This window comes from Micromonospora sp. NPDC005215, from assembly GCF_040607915.1.
Classification (GTDB): Bacteria; Actinomycetota; Actinomycetes; order Mycobacteriales; family Micromonosporaceae; genus Micromonospora.
Map to the genome: position 1 here is coordinate 52,291 of NZ_JBEXHQ010000002.1, position 17,547 is coordinate 69,837.

A 17,547-nucleotide genomic window follows, 5' to 3' on the forward strand; every position below is an offset into this window, starting at 1 on the left:
CGGGCCGGCACGGTTAGGGTCGCGGACGGGCGCGGGTCGTCGCGGCCAGGTCGGCGGTGCCGGGACCGCCTGGTGGGTCGTCGCGGCCAGGTGGGTGGTGCCGGCGTCGGGCGCGAGGCCGGGGTGCGTTGGGCAAGCTCGGCGGTGCCGGGCCGGCGCGGGTCGTCGGGGACCAGGTGGGCGGCGGCGCACACGGGGGCGCGGAAGGGGCGGACGTGTCGAATGCGGAGTTGACAGTCGAGGTGACCGGACCGGTTGCGACCGTGGTGATCCACAACCCGGCCCGGCGTAACGCGATGACCGTCGCCATGTGGCGTCAGCTCCCCGAACTGCTGGACCGGCTGGAACCCGACCCCGAGGTGCGGGCGTTGGTGCTCACCGGCGTGGGCGACGCCTTCTGCGCCGGTGCGGACCTGGGTGATCTGGCCGAGCTGCTGGACGCGGGTGACGCCAGCATCGCGGTGGCCGCCGAGGAGCGGCTCGCCCGCTTCGCCAAGCCGACCGTCGCTGCCATCCGGGGCGCCTGTGTCGGCGGCGGTGCTCAGCTCGCGGTCGCCTGTGACCTGCGGATCGCCGCGCACGACGCCCGGTTCGGCGTACCGCCGGCCCGGCTCGGTCTGGTCTATCCGGCACCGACGACCCGGCGGCTGGCGCGGCTGGTCGGCCCGTCCGCCGCCAAGCATCTGCTGTTCACCGCAGAGCTGATCGACGCCGAGCGGGCCCTGCGGGTCGGCCTGGTCGACGAGGTGCTGCCGGCCGACCGGCTCGCCGCGCGGGTGGACGAGCTGACGGCGACGATCGCCAAACGGTCGGCGCTGAGTGTCGCCGCCGCGAAGGAGATCATCGATGACCGGGCCGGGCCGGCCCGGATCGCCTGGTGGCACCGGAGGGTGTCGACCACCGGCGAGGCCCGGGAGCGGGTCGCGGCGATGACCGAGCGGCGTACGCCCCGCTTCGCCTGGCAGCCGCCGGTCGACTGACCCCGTTTCAGTCGGTACGGGTGGAGAGGACGGCCGAGGTCGTCGTAACACCCATCGCGACAGCTCGATCCCGGGTGGCCGGTTGCCGGGTCCGTACGGCAGGCTGTCCGTCGTGCAGCGTGATCAGTTGCTTGCGGGCCGCTACCGGCTCCTGGAGCGCCTCGGCAGTGGCGGTATGTCGGCAGTGCACCGGGCGTACGACGAGGTGCTCGAACGGGACGTCGCGGTAAAAGTGCTTGTCGCCTCGGACACCAACGCCCGGCAGCGGATCCGGGCCGAGGCCAAGGCGGCTGCCCGGCTGTCGCACCCGCACGTCACAGGCGTGTACGACTACGGGGAGTCGCCGGTGGACGGTTCCCCGGTCCCGTTCGTGGTGATGGAGTTGCTCGGCGGCGTCACCCTCGAACAACGGTTGGCGGCCGGGCCGTTGCCGCCGCGCGCTGGCTTACGGGTCTGCGCCGAGGTGGCTGCTGCTCTCACGGCCGCGCACGCTCAGGGTTTGGTGCACCGCGACATCAAGCCGAGCAACGTGATGCTCACGCCAACCGGCGCCAAGGTGCTCGACTTCGGTATCGCGGCTGTCGCCGGCGCGCCGGAGATCGACTTCGAGGGACGACTGCTGGGCACGCCGGCCTATCTCGCCCCGGAGCGACTGGAGGCCGGCGAGGTGCTGCCGGCCTGCGACGTGTACGCCCTGGGCCTGCTGCTGCACCGGGTGCTCACCGGCCGGCTGCCGTGGCCGGCCGAGGCGCAGACCGGAATGCTCCGCGGGCAGACGCACGTCGAGCCGGACCCGCTACCGGAGATCGACGACGTGCCGCCCGAGATTCACCGGCTCTACCGCTGGTGCCTGGCCCGCGACCCCGCCGACCGGCCACCGGCCGTCGAGGCGGCCCGCATCCTGCTCGCCGCCATGAGTGGAGCCACGTCCGACGTGGCTGTCGTCGCCGAACCCACCGACAGCGGGACCGTCGCTCCGGCGGGAGGCAGCGCGGTCACCGGGCGCAGTCCGTGGCGTCGGCGTCGGGCCATCCTGGTGGTCGGCGGAGTGGTGCTTGCCGCGATCACGATTGCCGGGTCGCTCGGCGACTTCCACAATCGTCGACCGGGGCTGGCTGCCCCGTCGACCGACAGGGGCCCGGGCACCACCGCGGTGGGGATGCCGCGCACCGAGGAGCCGGCCGACGAGGTCGACATCGGAGTGTCCGACGCCCCACCGGCCCGGCGAACCGCGCCCGCTGCCCGGACCGGCCCCCCGACCGGCCCGGGCCCGACGGTGGCCCCGAGCCCGACCGCCACCGCCCCCGGCCCGACGCCGACCGCGCCCGCGCCGACGCCCACCCTCTCCGCGGGCGTACCCGTTCGGGCGCGCGGAGGGACGGTCACCGTCCGCTGCGTGGGGAAGTCGACCGAGGTGCTCGCAGTGACGCTTGGTCCCGGGTTCCGGGCGGAGGCGTACGACCGTGGCCCGGCGAAGCAGATCCGGGTCGAGCTGGTCTCCTCCGAGTACCGCAGCGAGATCCGCGTGAACTGCCCCAACGGCCGCCCGAACCCGAAGGTGAAGGAACGCGCCGCCTGACCGGGGGCCGACGGGTGCCGCGCCCGGGACGCGGCCCCCCGTTCCCGTCGGCCGGTCCGTCACCGCCCGGCGAGCGCACCCCAGCCCGGGTTCACCGGTTCCCGGCGCAGCGGCATGCCCGCCTCCGCCGGCGTCCGGTCACCCTTGCGCTGGTTGCAGCCGTAGCAGGCTGCGGTGGTGTTCCGCCAGGTGTTCCGGCCGCCGCGCGAGCGGGGCAGGATGTGGTCGATGGTGGAGGCCGGCCCACCGCAGTACGCGCAGCAGCGGTCGTCGCGGCGCAGCACCCCGGCGCGGGACCAGGCCGGCCCGGCGCTGAACCTCCACCGGGTGACCACGTAGCGGACCAGCCGTACCACACGGGGCATCGGGAAGACGCCGATCACCTGGTCCGGCTCGGCCTCGTGGATCTCGGCGACCCGGCGGCAGAGCATCCGGACGGCATGTTGAACGGTGACCCGGTGCAGCGGGCCGAGGTCGGCGTTGATGACGAGGACGGCGTCCACCGGGGCTCCTTTCGTGATGGTGACGGGCAGCGAAAAGCCGCCCGGTCCGGCTGGTGGACGGGGCGGCTGAGCGCGTACGGGGTACGCGTCAGTCGGGCCGACCCGCCCGGGGACCTTCCGCTCGGCAGCCGTCGCCGGGCAGCGTCGACGGCACGGTGCTGACGTGCGACGTCGTCATGCTCTGCTCCCGCGGCGGTGGTTGACCTTGCGCGATCACGGTAGGTCGGGGCGGGAGAGACGGGCAACGTATTTCGATCGGCCGCCCGGCTCCTCCGGGCGGCGCGGACGGCGGGTCCGGGGTGCGACGACCGCCGTGCGCCGGGCGGCGGTCAGCGGCCGGTTCAGCCGTAGGGCCATTCGCGCGGTGAGTTCGCTGTCCAGCAGGGGCCGGTTGACCTCGCCGGCGACCGCCAGTGCCGGCCCGGAGACCGACCGCCAGATCGCGGCCAGCCCGGCGCCGAGACCCACCAGGGCGACGGTGGCCCGGGTGGTCGGTGAGCCGGCGGCCGCGGCGGCGCTCACGCCGACCACCGCGAAGAGCACAAGCAGCAGGGGTACGAGCACAGGCCAGAAGATGCCCCGCGCCGCCTGCGCCACCAACCGCCGGTCCCGGATGATCAGGTTCCGGGCGATCACCGCGTAGTCCTCCTCGTCGAGCAGGTCGCGTGGGTGCAGGCCGCCGGTGAGCACGTCCCGCCAGAGGTCACCCTGGCCACGCAGGGCCCGGCTCAGCTCGGCGGGCGCTGGTTCGGCCGGGTCCCCGTGGCCGGCCCGGTCGACAGCGCTCGCCCAGGCGGCCAGCGACCGGCGCACCACAGCGGCCGAGTACGGCGGCAGCACGCTGGCCAGCTCGTCCAGCCAGCGGCTGATCTGGATCTGCCGACCGCCGAACTGCCGCAGCAACTGGGCGGCGTCGCCGGCTCGGACGGTGTCGGCCACCGATCGGCCCAGCCGGTAGGCCAGCCCGACCCGGTGGTTGGTGGCCATCGCCCAGCGCAGCACCTCGACGTTGAGGTCGTCGAGGGCGAGCAGCAGCGGCACCGGATCGGCCGGGTCGGGCTGGCTCAGGTCGGGCAGCAGGGCTCGGGCGGCCGACGTGTCGGGCACCGGCCCGGTGTGTCGGGTGAGTTCGGCGATCTGGGCCAGCGCGACGTCCGCCCCGTCGAGGTACATCCGCATTCGTCGGTGGGCGGACATCTCGGTGAGGTTGGAGAGCTTGGCCGGCGGTACGGGTGGTCGGGCCTCGGCGGGGACGCCGAGTTCGGCGTGCTGCCCGTGGTGGTAGGCGTCCGCCATCCACCAGCCCAGACGCAGTGCGGTGACGATGCAGGCGCGTTCGTCGCGGATCAGGGGGTACGCGTCGTCGCGGCCGATCTCGCCGATCGATGGATGGTTCTCCGCGCCGGCGCGGTGCAGTGGTGACATTCCCCGCTGCCCTCCCGCCCGGTCGATCGACGGTTGATCAACCAAGCGTACGGCAGCGTACCGTTGCTTATATGGGGTTTTGTCGGTTTGGGGTGGCGCGGCCGGCCAGCAGCCCCCGGGGCCGGATCGAGCGCACCGGCTCCGCCGCGCCGCCCTCCGCGCGCAGGATGTGGTTCGCGGCGACGATGCCCGTCGCGGCGGAGCGTTCCATCAACGCGCTTGGGAAGTCCGTGACGATGCCGTCACCGGCCAGGTAGAGGCCGCTCGCGTCGGTGCGTACCCCCGGTCGCCAGGCATGGCTGCCCGGCGTGAACGCCGGCGCCTGCGCCTCCACCCGGGCCCGCAGCTCGCGAACCCGCAGGTCGGCGACCTCCGGCCAGAGCACGACCAGCTCGCGGCGCATCCGCTCGGCCAACTCCTCGGCCGGCACCCCCGGCTCGCAGGCATACGCGTGCAGCTCGATGACCGACCCGCCGGTCCGCCGCGCCCAGCGCCGAGGCTCGTCCTCCAGCCGGTGGTAGAGCGTCACCGAATCCAGCGTGGGCTGCCGGGACACACCGCTGAACACCGCCCGTTCGGCGGCCACGTCCCCGGCACACCAGTACCGCGCCACCGCGTACGGCGGGCCGGGCCGGCCGAAGGCGGGCATCCGGGCGGTCAACTCCGGCGCCTGCTCGACCAGGTCGGGAGAGGCCGCGACCAGCGCGGCGAGTGCCGGCGGGTCGACGGCCAGCACCACGTGGGCCGCCGGGTGGCCGCCTCCGTCGGTGGTAGTCACCCGCCAGCCGTCGCCGTCCCGGTGCACCCCGGTCGCGGCGCAGCCGGTGAGCACCCGGCCGCCGTGCTTCTCCACGTGCCGGGTCAGCGGCTCCCAGATCGCCGTGGCGTAGTCCTCGTCCGGGCAGTCGAACGCCAACCCCTCCGGGTTGCCGAGCAGATAGAAGTGGAACTGGGCGACCATCTCGGCGGCCGACATCTCCGCCTCGTGGTTGAAGAACGAGTGCGAGAAGACCTCGAACAGCATCGCCCGAGCCCGGTCCGGCAGCCGCAGCGACGCCAACAGTTCGTCGGCCGTGGTGTCGTCCAACTCGGCGTAGGTGCGAACCGGGTCGTAGGTGAGCAGCGGCAGCGCGGCGTCCCGGTCCATCAGTCGCAGGTCGCCCAGGCGCAGACTGGGGCTGCGCAACAGCAGCGCGAGCAGGTTCGCCGGTGGTGCGGGCGGCAGCCTGCCGAACTCCTCGGTCGGCCACTGGGCACTGAGGATCGGGTAACCCGGAATGGGCTTGAGGAAGCCCAGCTCAGGATCGATCCGACGGAGGATGGACCGCCAGTTGTAGTACTGCCGGAAGAACGCGTGAAAACCGTGCTCGTTCTGCTGGCTGCCCTCGGCCAGCGCCTCCGGCCAGGCGCCCAGTCGACCGCCGAGCGTCGGTGCCGCCTCCAGCACCGTGACCGCCACCCCCCGCTCGGCCAGCACCACCGCCGCCGACATACCGGCGATGCCGCCACCCACCACCACCGCCGCGGTCGGTCGCGGCACGCGGTCCGCGCCACCGCCGCCCGGGTCCACCAGATGTTGGCGTACGCCGACGAGCCGACCCACCACCTGCGACAGCGCCATGGGCACCTACCTCTCCCGGCCCAGTCTCCTCTACGGGAGGCAGCGGCGCGCGCGGTCGGAGGCGGGCCAGACGTACTCCAGATCCGGCGGCACGTCGTCCCCGAAGAGGGGCAGGTAGTGCGCCGGGTCCTTGCGGACCAGCGACGAGCGGTGGCTCAGGTGCAACTCGTCGCGGCCCAGCCACGGTGGCAGCTCACCAGCCTCGGCCAGCTCGTCCTGCATCCGTACGACGCCGGCCCCGCAGGCGGCCGCGAGGTCCACTGTCATCGTGGCGGCGCAGGTGTCGGCCCGCCCCGGCTCGGTCCACACCGCGCACATGTCCAGCCCGTAGCGGGTGAGCGCCTCCTCGTACCCGGCCCACATCTTCACCGCCGGGTGGTTGCGCCAGCCGTACCCGGGTCGGGTGAGCCCACGCAGCACCTGGATGGCCTCCACCCGCTGCTTGCCCAGCCGCTTCTGGTCCAGCGCGCGGGCGCTGGCCAGGAAGTCCGGGTACGGGAGGAACGTCTGCATGCCGCTGCTCTACCCGTCGCCAGAGCGGGCATGCCTGGTCGCGGGATGATCCGGACGGGGTCGCCCACCATGGCCGTGCTGATTACGATCCGGGCATGGCGGAGCCGTGGCGGGACCGGGCGCGACGGGCGGTCGAGTGGAACTGGCGGCTGCGGTCGGTCGGTGATCCGCGCCCGCACTACGTGATCTGCGGGAAGGACGCGCTCGCCTACTACGTGGCTCGGGCGCTGCTCGAATCCGAACTGCCGGCGGGTGGGGCGCGGGTGACAGTCGTGGTGCCGGAGCGTTACCGCAGCAACGGCCCGGACGTGGCGGGGCTGCGCGGGGTTCGGGTGGTCCGCTCGGACCGGCTGGACGTGTCCACCTTCGAGGCCGCCGGCCTGGCCGGGGCGACCGGGCTGGCCCTGCTGCACCAGGACGACGTCGGCAACCTGCACGCGGCGCTCTGCGCGCAGGCCGTCGATCAACAGGTCCGCCAGGTGCTGCGGATGTTCAACGGCACCCTCGCCGACGGTGTGCGCAAGCTGATCAAGGCACCGGTCGAGGTGCTCTCCGACGCCGAGATGGCCGCGCCGGCCTTCGTGGCCGCCGCGCTCGGCGAGGTCGACCCCAGCAGCTTCCAACATCGCGACAAGACGCTCCGGGTGGCGCGGCGGGCCGACGTCCGCCCGCAGGACGTGGTCTGCGCCCTGGCCCACCTCGGCGAGGCGCAGGGCGTGGAGTTGCTGCCAGCCGAGCAGGCCGGCGCGGACCTGGTGCTCGCCGAGGCGACCGGGCAGCCGCCGGGCACCGAGGTCGCCGCCCGTCGGCTGGTCCGGGCCCGCCGGCGACGTCGTCCGGTCACGGTGCTGCTGGGAGCGGTACGCGGCTTCGCGACCCGCAAGATCGGCGTTGCGGTGATGCTGGTGCTCGCGGTGATCGTGGTGCTGGGGGCGCTGATCTCCCGCACCGAGGGCGTCTCCCCGCTGGAGGCGCTGTATCTGACCCTGGTCACCACCCTCAGCGGCGCCGACCCGGACACCACCAAGCCAGCCGGAGCGCAGATCATGCAGGTGGTGCTCAACCTGGCCGGGTTGGCACTGATCCCGCTGATCACCGCCGTCGTGGTGGACGGCATCGTCAACGCCCGGCTGGCCCTGCACACCGGCCGGTTGCAGCCCGCGCGGGCCGGGCACGTCGTGCTGATCGGCCTGGGCAACGTCGGCACCCGGGTGATGGCGCAGCTGCGGGAGTACGACGTCGAGGTGGTGGCGATCGACAAGGACCCGGCGCCGCGCGGCGGTGCCCTGGCCCGTCAGCTGGAGGTGCCGGTGATCGTCGGCGACGCCGCGCTCTCCGAGACGCTTGTCGCCGCGTCGGTGGCCGACTGCCAGGCGCTGGTGGTGGCGTCCACCGACGACGTGGCCAACCTGGAGGCGGCGCTCGCCGCCCGTGACCTCCACCCCGGCCTGCGGGTGGTGCTGCGGCTGTTCGACGGTGACTTCGCCGAACGGGTGGAGGAGACCTTCGCCCTCGGGGTGTCCCGGTCGGTCTCCTACCTGGCCGCCCCGGCCTTCATCGGGGCGCTCACCGAACGCGCCGTGATCACCACGATCCCGGTCGACCGGCACGCGCTGCCGGTCGCCGAGGTGCCGGTCGCCGCCGGCTCCGAGTTGGACGGCCGACCGCTGGACGCGGTCAACCGGGACGGGCAGGTCCGGTTGATCGCTCGTACCCCGGCCGGCGGCGGCAAGACGATCTGGTGGAAGGACCTCGACCCCCGTCAGGTGATCTTCGCGGGCGACCGGTTGACAGTGGTCGCCCGCCGCCGCGGGTTGGACTGGCTGACCAGGCAGTGCGCCCCGCCCGCCCACCCGGGCCCGCTCCCTTGGCCGGCCCGGCCGGTCCACGGCGGGCTGCCCACCCCAACGGCGACGCCCCCCTCGGTGCCAGGCCAGACGGACTCGGGGGTCGGCGCGGCGCATCCCGTTTCTCCCGGCGCGGGTGCTCCCTCGACATCCGCAGGCGGCCCAGCCGACGAATTCGAACTGACCCACCGGCAGGACGGGACCGGCGAGGTGAGCTGAAAGCTTCGATGATCGGGCAGCGCGGTACCGCGTGGTACAGTTTCCTGCATGGAAAGGATCACGCTACGGGAATTCCGTGACGGCGCGGGTCGGGTGCTGGACGGTGTCGAGCGCACCGGTGAGCCCGTCATCATCACGAAGTACGAACGGCCCGTCGCCGTGCTCATCGGCATCGACGAGTGGGAAGAAATCGAGGCATTTCGAGATCGCCGGGATTCGGCAGTGATTGCCCGATCTCGTGCCGAAGGCCAGTTCGTGCCGCTCTCGGCGGCGCTGGAGTCGCTCGGGGTCGATCCACGTGAGGTGGAGGCGCTGCTGGCCGACCGGGCCAACGGCGAGGCGGCGTGAAGGTTCAGATCGACCGGGACGTGCTTGTCTGGCTGCACAAGCAGCCCCGCAACGTATTCCTGACCGTCCTGGGCGCAATCCTCGGCTTGGTCTCCGATCCCGCGCCGCAAAATTCGACCGAGATGCGCGACGGATCTGGGCGCCGTCTGCGGGTCGGTGACTACCGGGTCCTCTATCGCCTCGACAGCGACGAGCTGACCATCCACGACGTCGGTCATCGCAAGGACGTCTACTCATGACCCGTCTGGCTATGTGCCTTATCTGGCCGCGACGGAGTTGAAGGTCAAGGGCCATCGGTGTGCGGGCGTCAGCGGGAACCGGCCGGCACTGGGTGACAATCAGTGCCATGCGTTTCCGCGTCCTGGGGCCGACCCAGGTGCTGCTGGCCGACGGGCGTGAGATCGCCGTGGGCGGTCCACGGCTGCGCGCGCTGCTGGCGCTCCTGCTGCTCGACGCGGGCCGGGTGGTGTCCGCCGAGCGGCTGATCGATGGTCTGTACGGCGAGCACCCACCGCGGGGGGCCGCCAACGCGCTTCAGTCCCTGGTGTCGCGCCTGCGTCAGGCGCTGCCCGCCGAGCACACCCCTGTCGAGTTCCACCCGGCCGGCTACCGCCTCGCCGTGGATCCCACAGACGTCGACGCGTACCGGTTCGAGCGGCTCGCCGAGGCCGGGCGTCGCGCGCTCGCCGGTGGTGACTGGCCCCGGGCGGCGGCGGTGTTGCGCGAGGCGCTGGAGCTGTGGCGTGGTCCCGCCCTGGCCGACGTCATCGACGTGGCCGGCGTACCCGCGCAGGCGGCGCGGCTGGACGAGCTGCGGCTGGCCGCCACCGAAGATCGGATCGAGGCGGAGCTGGCGCTGGGCGGGCACGCGGAACTGGTCCCGGAGTTGCGGCAACTGGTAGTGGCGCATCCGCTGCGGGAGCGGTCGCGAGGCCAACTCATGCGCGCCCTGTCCGCGCAGGGCAGGCCGGCCGAGGCGCTTGCCGAGTTCGAGGACGCTCGGCGCAGCCTGGCCGAGCAGCTCGGGGTTGACCCGTCGGCGGCGCTGGCCGCGATCCACCTGGCCGTGCTGCGCGGCGACGGGAGTTCCGCCGTGCTGCGCGGCGGGGACAGCTTCGCCGTGCGCCTGACGACCGAGCAGGCGCTGCCGAGCCAGCTCACCACCTTCGTCGGGCGGGAGGAGGAACTCAGGCGCGTTCGAGCGTTGCTCGGCGAGCGAAGGCTGGTCACCCTCACCGGCCCCGGGGGAGCGGGCAAGACCCGGTTGGCCATCGAGGCGGCGGGACGCCTCGACGGCGAGGTCCACTTCGTCGAGCTGGCCGGGCTGGCCGACGGGTCGGACGTACCGCAGGCGGTGCTGAGCGCGCTCGGTCTGCGCGACGCGGGCCTGCGAGCCCCGGCCGAGCCGGGCCGGCAGTCCACCGACCGGCTGGTCGAGGCACTGGCCGAGCGACGGCTGCTGCTCGTGCTCGACAACTGCGAGCACGTCATCGCCGACGCGGCCCGGCTCGCCGCACGACTGCTGGGCGCGTGCCCGGCGCTGCGGGTGCTCGCCACGAGTCGCGAGCCGCTCGGGCTGGCCGGTGAGGCGTTGTGCCAGTTGTCCGGGCTCACCCTGCCGCCAGCGGACGCGTCGACGGAGGAGGCCGACGACTACGCGGCGGTCAGCCTCTTCGTCCAACGGGCCGCTGACGTCGCACCCGACTTCACCGTCACGCCGGCCAACGTCGACGTGGTGCTGCGGATCTGCCGTACCCTCGACGGCCTGCCGTTGGCGATCGAGCTGGCCGCCGCGCGGCTGCGGGCGTTGCCCGTCGCGGAGGTGGCCGCCCGTCTCGACGACCGGTTCCGGTTGCTGTCCATGGGCAGCCGGGCCGCGTCGCCCCGACACCGCACGCTCCGGGCCGTTGTCGAATGGAGCTGGGACCTGCTCGACGACGCCGAGCGGAGACTCGCCCGCAGGCTGACCGTCTTCGCGGGCGGCGCGACGTTGGAGGCCGCCGGGCGGGTCTCCGGCCTCCCCAGCGCCGAGTTCGTCGACGCGCTCAGCGGGCTGGCCGACAAGTCCTTCGTGGAGTTGAGCGGTGGCCGTTACCGGATGCTCGAAACGGTGCGCGCCTTCTGCGCCGAACGTCTCGCGGAAGCCGGCGAGGCCGACCAGCTACGTCGTGCGCACACCGCGTACTTCCTGGAGTTCGCCTGGACCGCCAGCGACCACCTGCGGCAGGCCGAACAGTTGCACTGGTTGCGGCGGCTCGACGCCGAGCGGGACAACCTGCACGCTGCCCTGCGCCGTGCCACAGCGGCCGGTGACGCGGCTGACGCGGCCGGGTTGGTCGCGGCCCTGTCGTTCTACTGGTGGCTGCGTGGCATGCGCGGGGAAGCGGCCCGGTTGGCCGCCGACGTCCTCGACCTGCTGGGGGCCGAAGCGCCGGCCGGGCTGAACGAGGAGTTCGTGCTCTGCGTCTACAACACCTCGCTCGCCGGTGCCGGTCACCTGCCGTCGCTCGGCACACAGCGGTCCGTGATCCGCAGCCTCGACCGGCCACCTCGACAACCGTTCCTGCTGTACCTGTCGGGGATCTCGACCGGGCCGCCGTCCGGCGGCGCCGAGCACGTCGACGAGCTGATGCGGGAGCTGCGGCGGCTGGTTGGCCCGGACACCTGGATCAACGCGCTCGGCGCGATGGGAAGCGGCTCGGCGCTGATGTGGGGTGGCCAGTGGGACCGGGCCAGGACCGCGCTGGCCACCGCGCTCGACGGCTTCCGGAGCACCGGCGACCGGTGGGGCTGCATGATCACACTCGGTGCGCTCGGCGAACTGGCTGCCTGGCAGGGCGACCCTGAGACGGCGGGCGCCCACATGGATGAGGCCATGGGACTTGTCGAGGCGCTCGGGTCGGCCGTCGACCAGGCCGACATGCTGCGGACCAGGGGCGAGATCCGGCTGCGGGCCGGTGACCTCACCGCGGCACGGGACGACTTCGCCGGTGCGCTGCTCCTGGCGCAGCGCAGCGGCGCTCCCGAGTTCGTGGCCAGCGCCCGCCTCGGCCTCGCCCAGGTGGCCCGGCTGCGCGGCGATCTGGCCGAGGCGAGAAGGTTCTGCGAGGCGGCGTTGGTTGGCGGGCTCACCGGCTGGTACGTCGGCGAGGCCACCCGTTCGGAGATCATCCTCGTGCTCGACGAGATCACCGAGGCGGAGAAGGCCGGGGCCGCGAGCCGGCCCGGTGCGCCGCCGTCAGCGGACGGTGCGTGACCCGTCAGCGCGTGCCCGCACCGTGGGGGCATGACGACATACGAGGTGGTCGCGGAGGGCCTGGGCAAGCGGTACGGCCCCACCCGCGCGCTCGACAGGTTCGACCTGGCCGTACCGACCGGCACTGTGTACGGGCTGCTGGGGCCGAACGGCGCCGGAAAGACGACGGCCGTTCGGATCCTCACCACGCTGCTGCGCTTCGACGCGGGCAGGGCCAGTGTGGCCGGGTTCGACGTGCGGCGTCAGCCGGACGAGGTGCGGGCCCGGATCGCGCTGACCGGGCAGTACGCTGCGGTCGACGAAACCCTCAGTGGCCGGCAGAACCTGGAGTTGTTCGGCCGGCTGTTCCGGCTGGGTCGACGGGCGGCCCGCCAACGCGCCGACGAACTGCTGGAACGGTTCGGGCTCGACGAGGCGGCGGGTCGGTCTGCCGGTGAGTATTCGGGTGGGATGCGCCGCCGGCTGGACCTCGCGGCCAGCCTGATCCGTACCCCGCGGGTGCTCTTCCTCGACGAGCCGACCACCGGCCTGGACCCCCGTAGCCGCAACCAGGTGTGGGACCTGGTCCGTGGCCTGGTCGCGGACGGGACCACGGTGCTGCTCACCACGCAGTACCTGGAGGAGGCCGATCAGCTCGCCGACCGGATCTCGGTGATCGACGCCGGTCGGGTGGTGGCGGAGGGCACCCCCAACGAGCTGAAGTCGATGACCGGCGGTGACCGGATCGAGGTGGTGATGCGCGATGCGGCCGACCTGACCCAGGCGGCCCGCATCGTCGCGTCGATCTGTGGTGCGGAGCCCGAACTCGATCCGGAGGTGCGGCGACTCAGCGTGCCGGTGGTTGATCGGGTCGCCGGGCTGGTCGACGTGGTGCGGGCGTTGGACGACGCCGGGGTCGCGGTGGAGGACATCGGCCTGCGGCGCGCGACGTTGGACGAGGCGTTCCTCCACCTGACCGGGCACCGGCCCGACGAGGCCCGCGAGCCGGTCGGCGTTGGACGAAAGGCGGACGTGGCATGACGGCGGCGGTGGCTGACGGCTGGACGATGACGCGGCGGAACATGATCCACGTGATCCGCGCACCGGAGGAGCTGATCCTCTACTTCTCCCTGCCGATCATGTTCGTGCTGGTCTTCGGATACGTGTTCGGCAGCGGCATGCAGGTGTCCGGTGGCGGCAACTACCGCGAGTTCCTGCTGCCCGGGGTCTTCGTGATGACGATGCTGTACGGCCTCGGCGCCACCGCGAGCGGCGTGGCGCTGGATCTGAGCCGAGGTGTCGTCGACCGGTTCCGGTCGATGCCGATGGCCCGTTCCGCCCTGATGACCGGCCGCGGTGCCGCCGACCTGCTCCGTGCCCTGCTGGAGATGTCCACCCTGCTGGTCTGTGGCCTGCTCGTCGGCTGGCAGTGGCGACAGGGTGTCGGCAAGGCGTTGCTCGCCGTCGGGCTCCTCCTGCTGCTCCGGATCGCGATCACCTGGGTCGGGATCTACCTGGCGCTGCTGGTCCGCAACCCGGACACGGTCGGCATGATCGTCTTCCCGGCCGCTTTCCCGTTCACCGCGATCTCCAACGTCTTCGTGTCGCCCGAGCTGATGCCATCGGTCATCGGCGCCATCTCGCAGTGGAACCCGCTCTCGGCCACCGTCGCCGCGATCCGTCAACTGTTCGGCAACCCCGGTCTGGGTGGCGACTCCTGGCCGGCGGAGCACGCCGTGCTGTTGGCGGTGGTGTGGCCGGTGCTGCTGATCGCGACGTTCGCTCCGCTGGCGGTACGTCGATACCGGCGGCTGAGTCGCTGACCCCTGGCCGCCGGTGACCTGCTCAGGTCACCGGCGGGCGGGGCGCAGCGCGTACCAGGCGGCGCCGGCGGCGAGCACACCGAAGCCGGCGAGGACGCTGCCCGTCGGCAGGTTGATCGCGAGCAGCAGACAGCCGAGCAGCCCCAGGCCGGCGAGCACCTGCACCGGCAGCTTCCGCACCGGTTCCCGGCCCAGCGTCAGGGCCGCCGCGTTGGTGATCGCGTAGTAGACGAGCACTGTGCAACTGGAGAACCCGATGGCGTCGCGCACGTCGCCGAGCAGCACCACCACGACCACCACGGCGGCCACGGCCAGTTCGGCGCGGTGCGGCACCTGATGTACGGGGTGCACGACGGCCAGCGTGGCGGGCAGGTCCCGGCGGCGAGCCATCGCCAGGGTGGTCCGGCCGACCCCGGCGACCAGGGAGAGCAGGACTCCGACGACCGCGATGGTGGCTCCGGCGCGGACCACCCAGGCCAGGCCGGGCAGCCCGGCGGCGGTCACCACGTCGACCAGGGGCGCTGCGGACCCGGCCAGCCGGTCGGCGCCGAGCACGCCGAGTGCGATCACGGCCAGCACCAGGTAGATCGCGAGCACCACCCCGAGCGCCAGCGGCACCGCCCGGGGAATGGTCCGCTGCGGGTCGCGGACCTCCTCGCCGAGCGTGGCGATCCGGGCGTACCCGGCGAACGCGAAGAACAGCAGCCCGGCGGCGGTGAGCACGCCCCGGGCGGAGCCGCCGGGCTCGCCGAGCCGATCCAGGCGCACCGGCCCGGCCACCAGGCCGACGACCGCGACCAGGACCAGCACCGCGAGCACCAGCGCGACAAGTGCTCTGGTCACGGTGGCCGTCTTGCCGATGCCGCGCAGGTTCACCGCGGTCACCGCGAGCACCGCCGCGACGGCGACCAGCCGGGCCTGGCCCGGCCACAGGTAAGCCCCGATGGTCAACGCCATCGCCGCGCAGCTCGCCGTCTTGCCGACCACAAAGCCCCAGCCGGCCAGGAAACCAGCGAACGGTCCGAGGCGCTCCCGGCCGTAGACGTAGGTGCCGCCGGACTCCGGGTAACGGGCCGCCAGCCGCGCCGAGCTTGTCGCGTTGCAGAAGGCGATGAAGCCGGCAAGGACCAGCGCGGGCAGCAGGCCGGCGCCGCCGGCCGCCGCCGCGGCCGGACCGAAGACCACGAAGACGCCCGCGCCGAGCATCGAGCCCAACCCGATGACAACCGCATCGGGTACGCCGAGCCGCCGCGCCAGTTGATCCACGGATGGAAACCTTAGGGGTACGACGTGAACGGCCGGTCCCATTCGCGTAGCCGGCCGGGGAGCGGCACGTCGTCCCACGGCACCCGGTGCAGCAGCCGGTCCAGGAGCAGGCCCAGCAGCAGCCCGGCCACCGAGTCGGTCAGCCAGTGCCAGCCCAGGTAGGTGGTGGTGGTGAGGACGACCAGCGGCGGCACGATGCGGATCACGGTGACGAGCCGGGCCGGTAGTTGCCGGCCGAAGCTGCGGGCCAGGGGGGCGAGCAGCAGTGCGATGACGCCGTACCAGACGATCGCGTTGGCGACGTGCCCCGACGGGTAGGACTGGGCGAATCGCACCGGCAGGTCGTCGTGGAACAGCGGCAGGGTCTGCTCGGGGGTCAGGAACGGTTCCTTGACGCTGGCGCTCGGCGCGGCGCGCGCGGTCCAGACCTTGAGCGGACCGATTGTCAGATAGGTCAGCACGAACCCGACCACCGGCGGCAGGATCGGCCGCACCGACCGCAGCCGGACGGCCAGCAGCACGCCCAACCCGGCGGCGATCAGGGTCAGCGGGGTGCCCTGGCCGAGCAGATTCAGCACCCGGGCCACCCAGTAGGCGACCGTCGGCCGGTGCCCGTCGGACCAGTCGGCGACGGCCCGGTCCAGCCCGAAGAGGTGTTCGGCGGCGAGCGCCACGGTCATCCCGACCAGACCGATCAGCAGGAGCGCGTCGAACCACCAGCCGGCCGGGCGGACAGGCCGTAGCCGCAGGTCACGTCGTACCGCCGTGGGTTTGAGCACGCGACCACGCTACCGGCCCGGCGCGAGGCCGGGGCGGTCGGCGCTGTGGGACCAACCACGATCAGAGGCGGATGCGGGGACGACCAGTCATGCTTGTGCCCGTGCGGATCACGTCTGCCCTCGTGGACCCGGCGCTGCTCGACCTGCCCTGGTCGACACCGCTGGAGGAGTGGCCTGCCCAACACCTGGTGGCGCTGCCGCAGGGCATCTCCCGACACATCGTCCGGTTCGTCCGGCTTGGTGACTACGTTTACGCGTTCAAGGAGACCCGCGAGCGGATCGCCGAGCGGGAGTACGACCTGCTCCGGGCCCTGGAGCGGATCGACTTCCCGTCGGTCGAGGCGGTGGCGGTCGTCGCCGACCGGCAGACCGAGGACTCCGAACCCCTCGAATCCGTGCTGATCACCCGGCACCTGCAGTTCTCCCTGCCGTACCGGGCGTTGTTCTCGCACACCCTGCGGCCGGAGACGATGAGCCGGCTGCTCGACGCGCTCGCCGCACTTATCGTGCGGATGCACCTCACCGGCTTCTTCTGGGGTGACTGCTCGCTGTCGAACACGCTGTTCCGCCGTGACGCCGGAGCGTTCGCCGCCTATCTGGTGGACGCGGAGACGGGCGCGTTGCACAACTCGCTCTCCAACGGTCAGCGCGGTGAGGACCTGGAGATCGCCCGGGTGAACATCTTCGGCGAGGCGCTGGACCTCCAGGCCGCTGGCCTGCTGCACGAGTCCATCGACCCGGAGGTCGTCTGCGAGGAGGTCGTGCAGCGCTACGAGCGGCTCTGGCACGAGATCACCTACGAGCAGGCGGTCGAGCGGGAGGCCCGGCACGACATCGAGGGCCGGATCCGCCGCCTCAACGAGCTGGGCTTCGACGTGGCCGAGGTGGCCATGTCGTCCATCGACGACGGGCGTTACCTGGTCCGGCCGAAGGTCGTCGACGCCGGCTACCACAGCCGGCGGCTGCTGCGGCTTACCGGTCTCGACGCCGAGGAGAACCAGGCGCGCAAGCTGCTCAACGACCTGGACGCCTATCGGGCGGAGAGTGACCTGATCGACGAGCAGCAGGCCGCGCACCGCTGGCTCACCGAGGTCTTCGAGCCGGTGGTCCGGGCCGTTCCCGCGCATCTGCGCCGCAAGCTGGAGCCGCAGGAGCTGTTCGCGCAGATCATCGAGCACAAGTGGCTGCTCTCCGAGCAGGCCGGCCGGGACGTCGGGATGCGCCACGCGGTTCACTCCTACCTGGCCGACGTGCTGGTGCACCGCCCCGACGAGCAGGCCGTGCTCGGCGTGGACGTGCCCAGTCTCAGCTGACCTTCCGCCCGCCGAACGGCCCTGCGCCCGCCTTGCGCCCGCCTTGGGCGCACCGGAGCCGGCAGGTGGTCCTCGGCAGCCTGTAGAGCTGCCCCA

Annotated in this window: 15 protein-coding genes; 9 read left to right on the plus strand and 6 right to left on the minus strand. The window is 72.7% G+C overall.

Annotated elements, in window-relative coordinates; all coding sequences use genetic code 11:
• Nucleotides 1–215 precede the first annotated feature (215 nt).
• Complete coding sequence (locus tag ABZU25_RS02345; protein ID WP_355027513.1) at nucleotides 216–980, plus strand: enoyl-CoA hydratase/isomerase family protein; 765 nt, start codon at nucleotides 216–218, stop codon at nucleotides 978–980.
• A 112-nt stretch (nucleotides 981–1,092) separates the two neighbouring features.
• Complete coding sequence (locus ABZU25_RS02350) at nucleotides 1,093–2,559, plus strand: serine/threonine-protein kinase (RefSeq protein ID WP_355027514.1); 1,467 nt, start codon at nucleotides 1,093–1,095, stop codon at nucleotides 2,557–2,559.
• A gap of 59 nt (nucleotides 2,560–2,618) precedes the next feature.
• Here ABZU25_RS02350 and ABZU25_RS02355 read toward each other — a convergent pair whose 3' ends face one another.
• From ABZU25_RS02355 to ABZU25_RS02370, 4 genes are all read right to left on the minus strand, one after another.
• A complete protein-coding gene (locus tag ABZU25_RS02355; protein ID WP_355027515.1) occupies nucleotides 2,619–3,062 on the minus strand; it encodes an HNH endonuclease in 444 nt (147 codons plus the stop codon).
• Nucleotides 3,063–3,275: 213 nt separating this feature from the next.
• A complete protein-coding gene (locus ABZU25_RS02360; protein ID WP_355027516.1) occupies nucleotides 3,276–4,487 on the minus strand; it encodes a hypothetical protein in 1,212 nt (403 codons plus the stop codon).
• A gap of 67 nt (nucleotides 4,488–4,554) precedes the next feature.
• Entirely contained in the window at nucleotides 4,555–6,108 is a 1,554-nt protein-coding gene (locus tag ABZU25_RS02365; RefSeq protein WP_355027517.1) for an FAD-dependent oxidoreductase, read from the minus strand.
• A gap of 30 nt (nucleotides 6,109–6,138) precedes the next feature.
• Nucleotides 6,139–6,621 carry an MSMEG_6728 family protein gene (locus ABZU25_RS02370; protein ID WP_355027518.1) on the minus strand — a complete coding sequence of 161 codons (483 nt, stop codon included), beginning with the start codon at nucleotides 6,619–6,621 and terminating at the stop codon, nucleotides 6,139–6,141.
• Between the two features lie 95 nt (nucleotides 6,622–6,716).
• Here ABZU25_RS02370 and ABZU25_RS02375 point away from each other — a divergent pair, with 95 nt between their 5' ends.
• From ABZU25_RS02375 to ABZU25_RS02400, 6 genes are all read left to right on the plus strand, one after another.
• Nucleotides 6,717–8,687, plus strand: a complete 1,971-nt coding sequence (locus tag ABZU25_RS02375; RefSeq protein WP_355027519.1) for an NAD-binding protein — start codon at nucleotides 6,717–6,719, stop codon at nucleotides 8,685–8,687.
• 48 nt (nucleotides 8,688–8,735) lie between these two features.
• Nucleotides 8,736–9,035 (plus strand): type II toxin-antitoxin system Phd/YefM family antitoxin, encoded by a 300-nt coding sequence (locus ABZU25_RS02380; RefSeq protein WP_355027520.1) that lies wholly within the window; start codon nucleotides 8,736–8,738, stop codon nucleotides 9,033–9,035.
• Nucleotides 9,032–9,274, plus strand: a complete 243-nt coding sequence (locus ABZU25_RS02385) for a type II toxin-antitoxin system RelE/ParE family toxin (RefSeq protein ID WP_355027521.1) — start codon at nucleotides 9,032–9,034, stop codon at nucleotides 9,272–9,274. The genes ABZU25_RS02380 and ABZU25_RS02385 overlap by 4 nt, the downstream gene beginning before the upstream one ends.
• A 107-nt stretch (nucleotides 9,275–9,381) precedes the next feature.
• A complete protein-coding gene (locus tag ABZU25_RS02390; RefSeq protein WP_355027522.1) occupies nucleotides 9,382–12,291 on the plus strand; it encodes a BTAD domain-containing putative transcriptional regulator in 2,910 nt (969 codons plus the stop codon).
• Between the two features lie 30 nt (nucleotides 12,292–12,321).
• Nucleotides 12,322–13,311: an ATP-binding cassette domain-containing protein gene (locus tag ABZU25_RS02395; RefSeq protein ID WP_355027523.1), complete on the plus strand. Its 990-nt coding sequence runs from the start codon at nucleotides 12,322–12,324 to the stop codon at nucleotides 13,309–13,311.
• A complete protein-coding gene (locus ABZU25_RS02400; RefSeq protein ID WP_355027524.1) occupies nucleotides 13,308–14,093 on the plus strand; it encodes an ABC transporter permease in 786 nt (261 codons plus the stop codon). Before ABZU25_RS02395 ends, ABZU25_RS02400 begins: the two co-directional genes overlap by 4 nt.
• A 27-nt stretch (nucleotides 14,094–14,120) precedes the next feature.
• On the opposite strand, the gene ABZU25_RS02405 is transcribed toward ABZU25_RS02400, so the two are convergent.
• Together ABZU25_RS02405 and ABZU25_RS02410 are read right to left on the minus strand one after the other, a co-directional pair.
• Entirely contained in the window at nucleotides 14,121–15,359 is a 1,239-nt protein-coding gene (locus ABZU25_RS02405; protein ID WP_355027525.1) for an APC family permease, read from the minus strand.
• 11 nt (nucleotides 15,360–15,370) lie between these two features.
• On the minus strand, nucleotides 15,371–16,108 hold the full coding sequence (locus ABZU25_RS02410) for a phosphatase PAP2 family protein (RefSeq protein WP_355027741.1): 738 nt from the start codon (nucleotides 16,106–16,108) through the stop codon (nucleotides 15,371–15,373).
• 119 nt (nucleotides 16,109–16,227) lie between these two features.
• Between ABZU25_RS02410 and ABZU25_RS02415 the strand changes: the two genes are divergently transcribed.
• Nucleotides 16,228–17,451: a DUF4032 domain-containing protein gene (locus tag ABZU25_RS02415; RefSeq protein ID WP_355027526.1), complete on the plus strand. Its 1,224-nt coding sequence runs from the start codon at nucleotides 16,228–16,230 to the stop codon at nucleotides 17,449–17,451.
• Nucleotides 17,452–17,547: the final 96 nt, after the last annotated feature.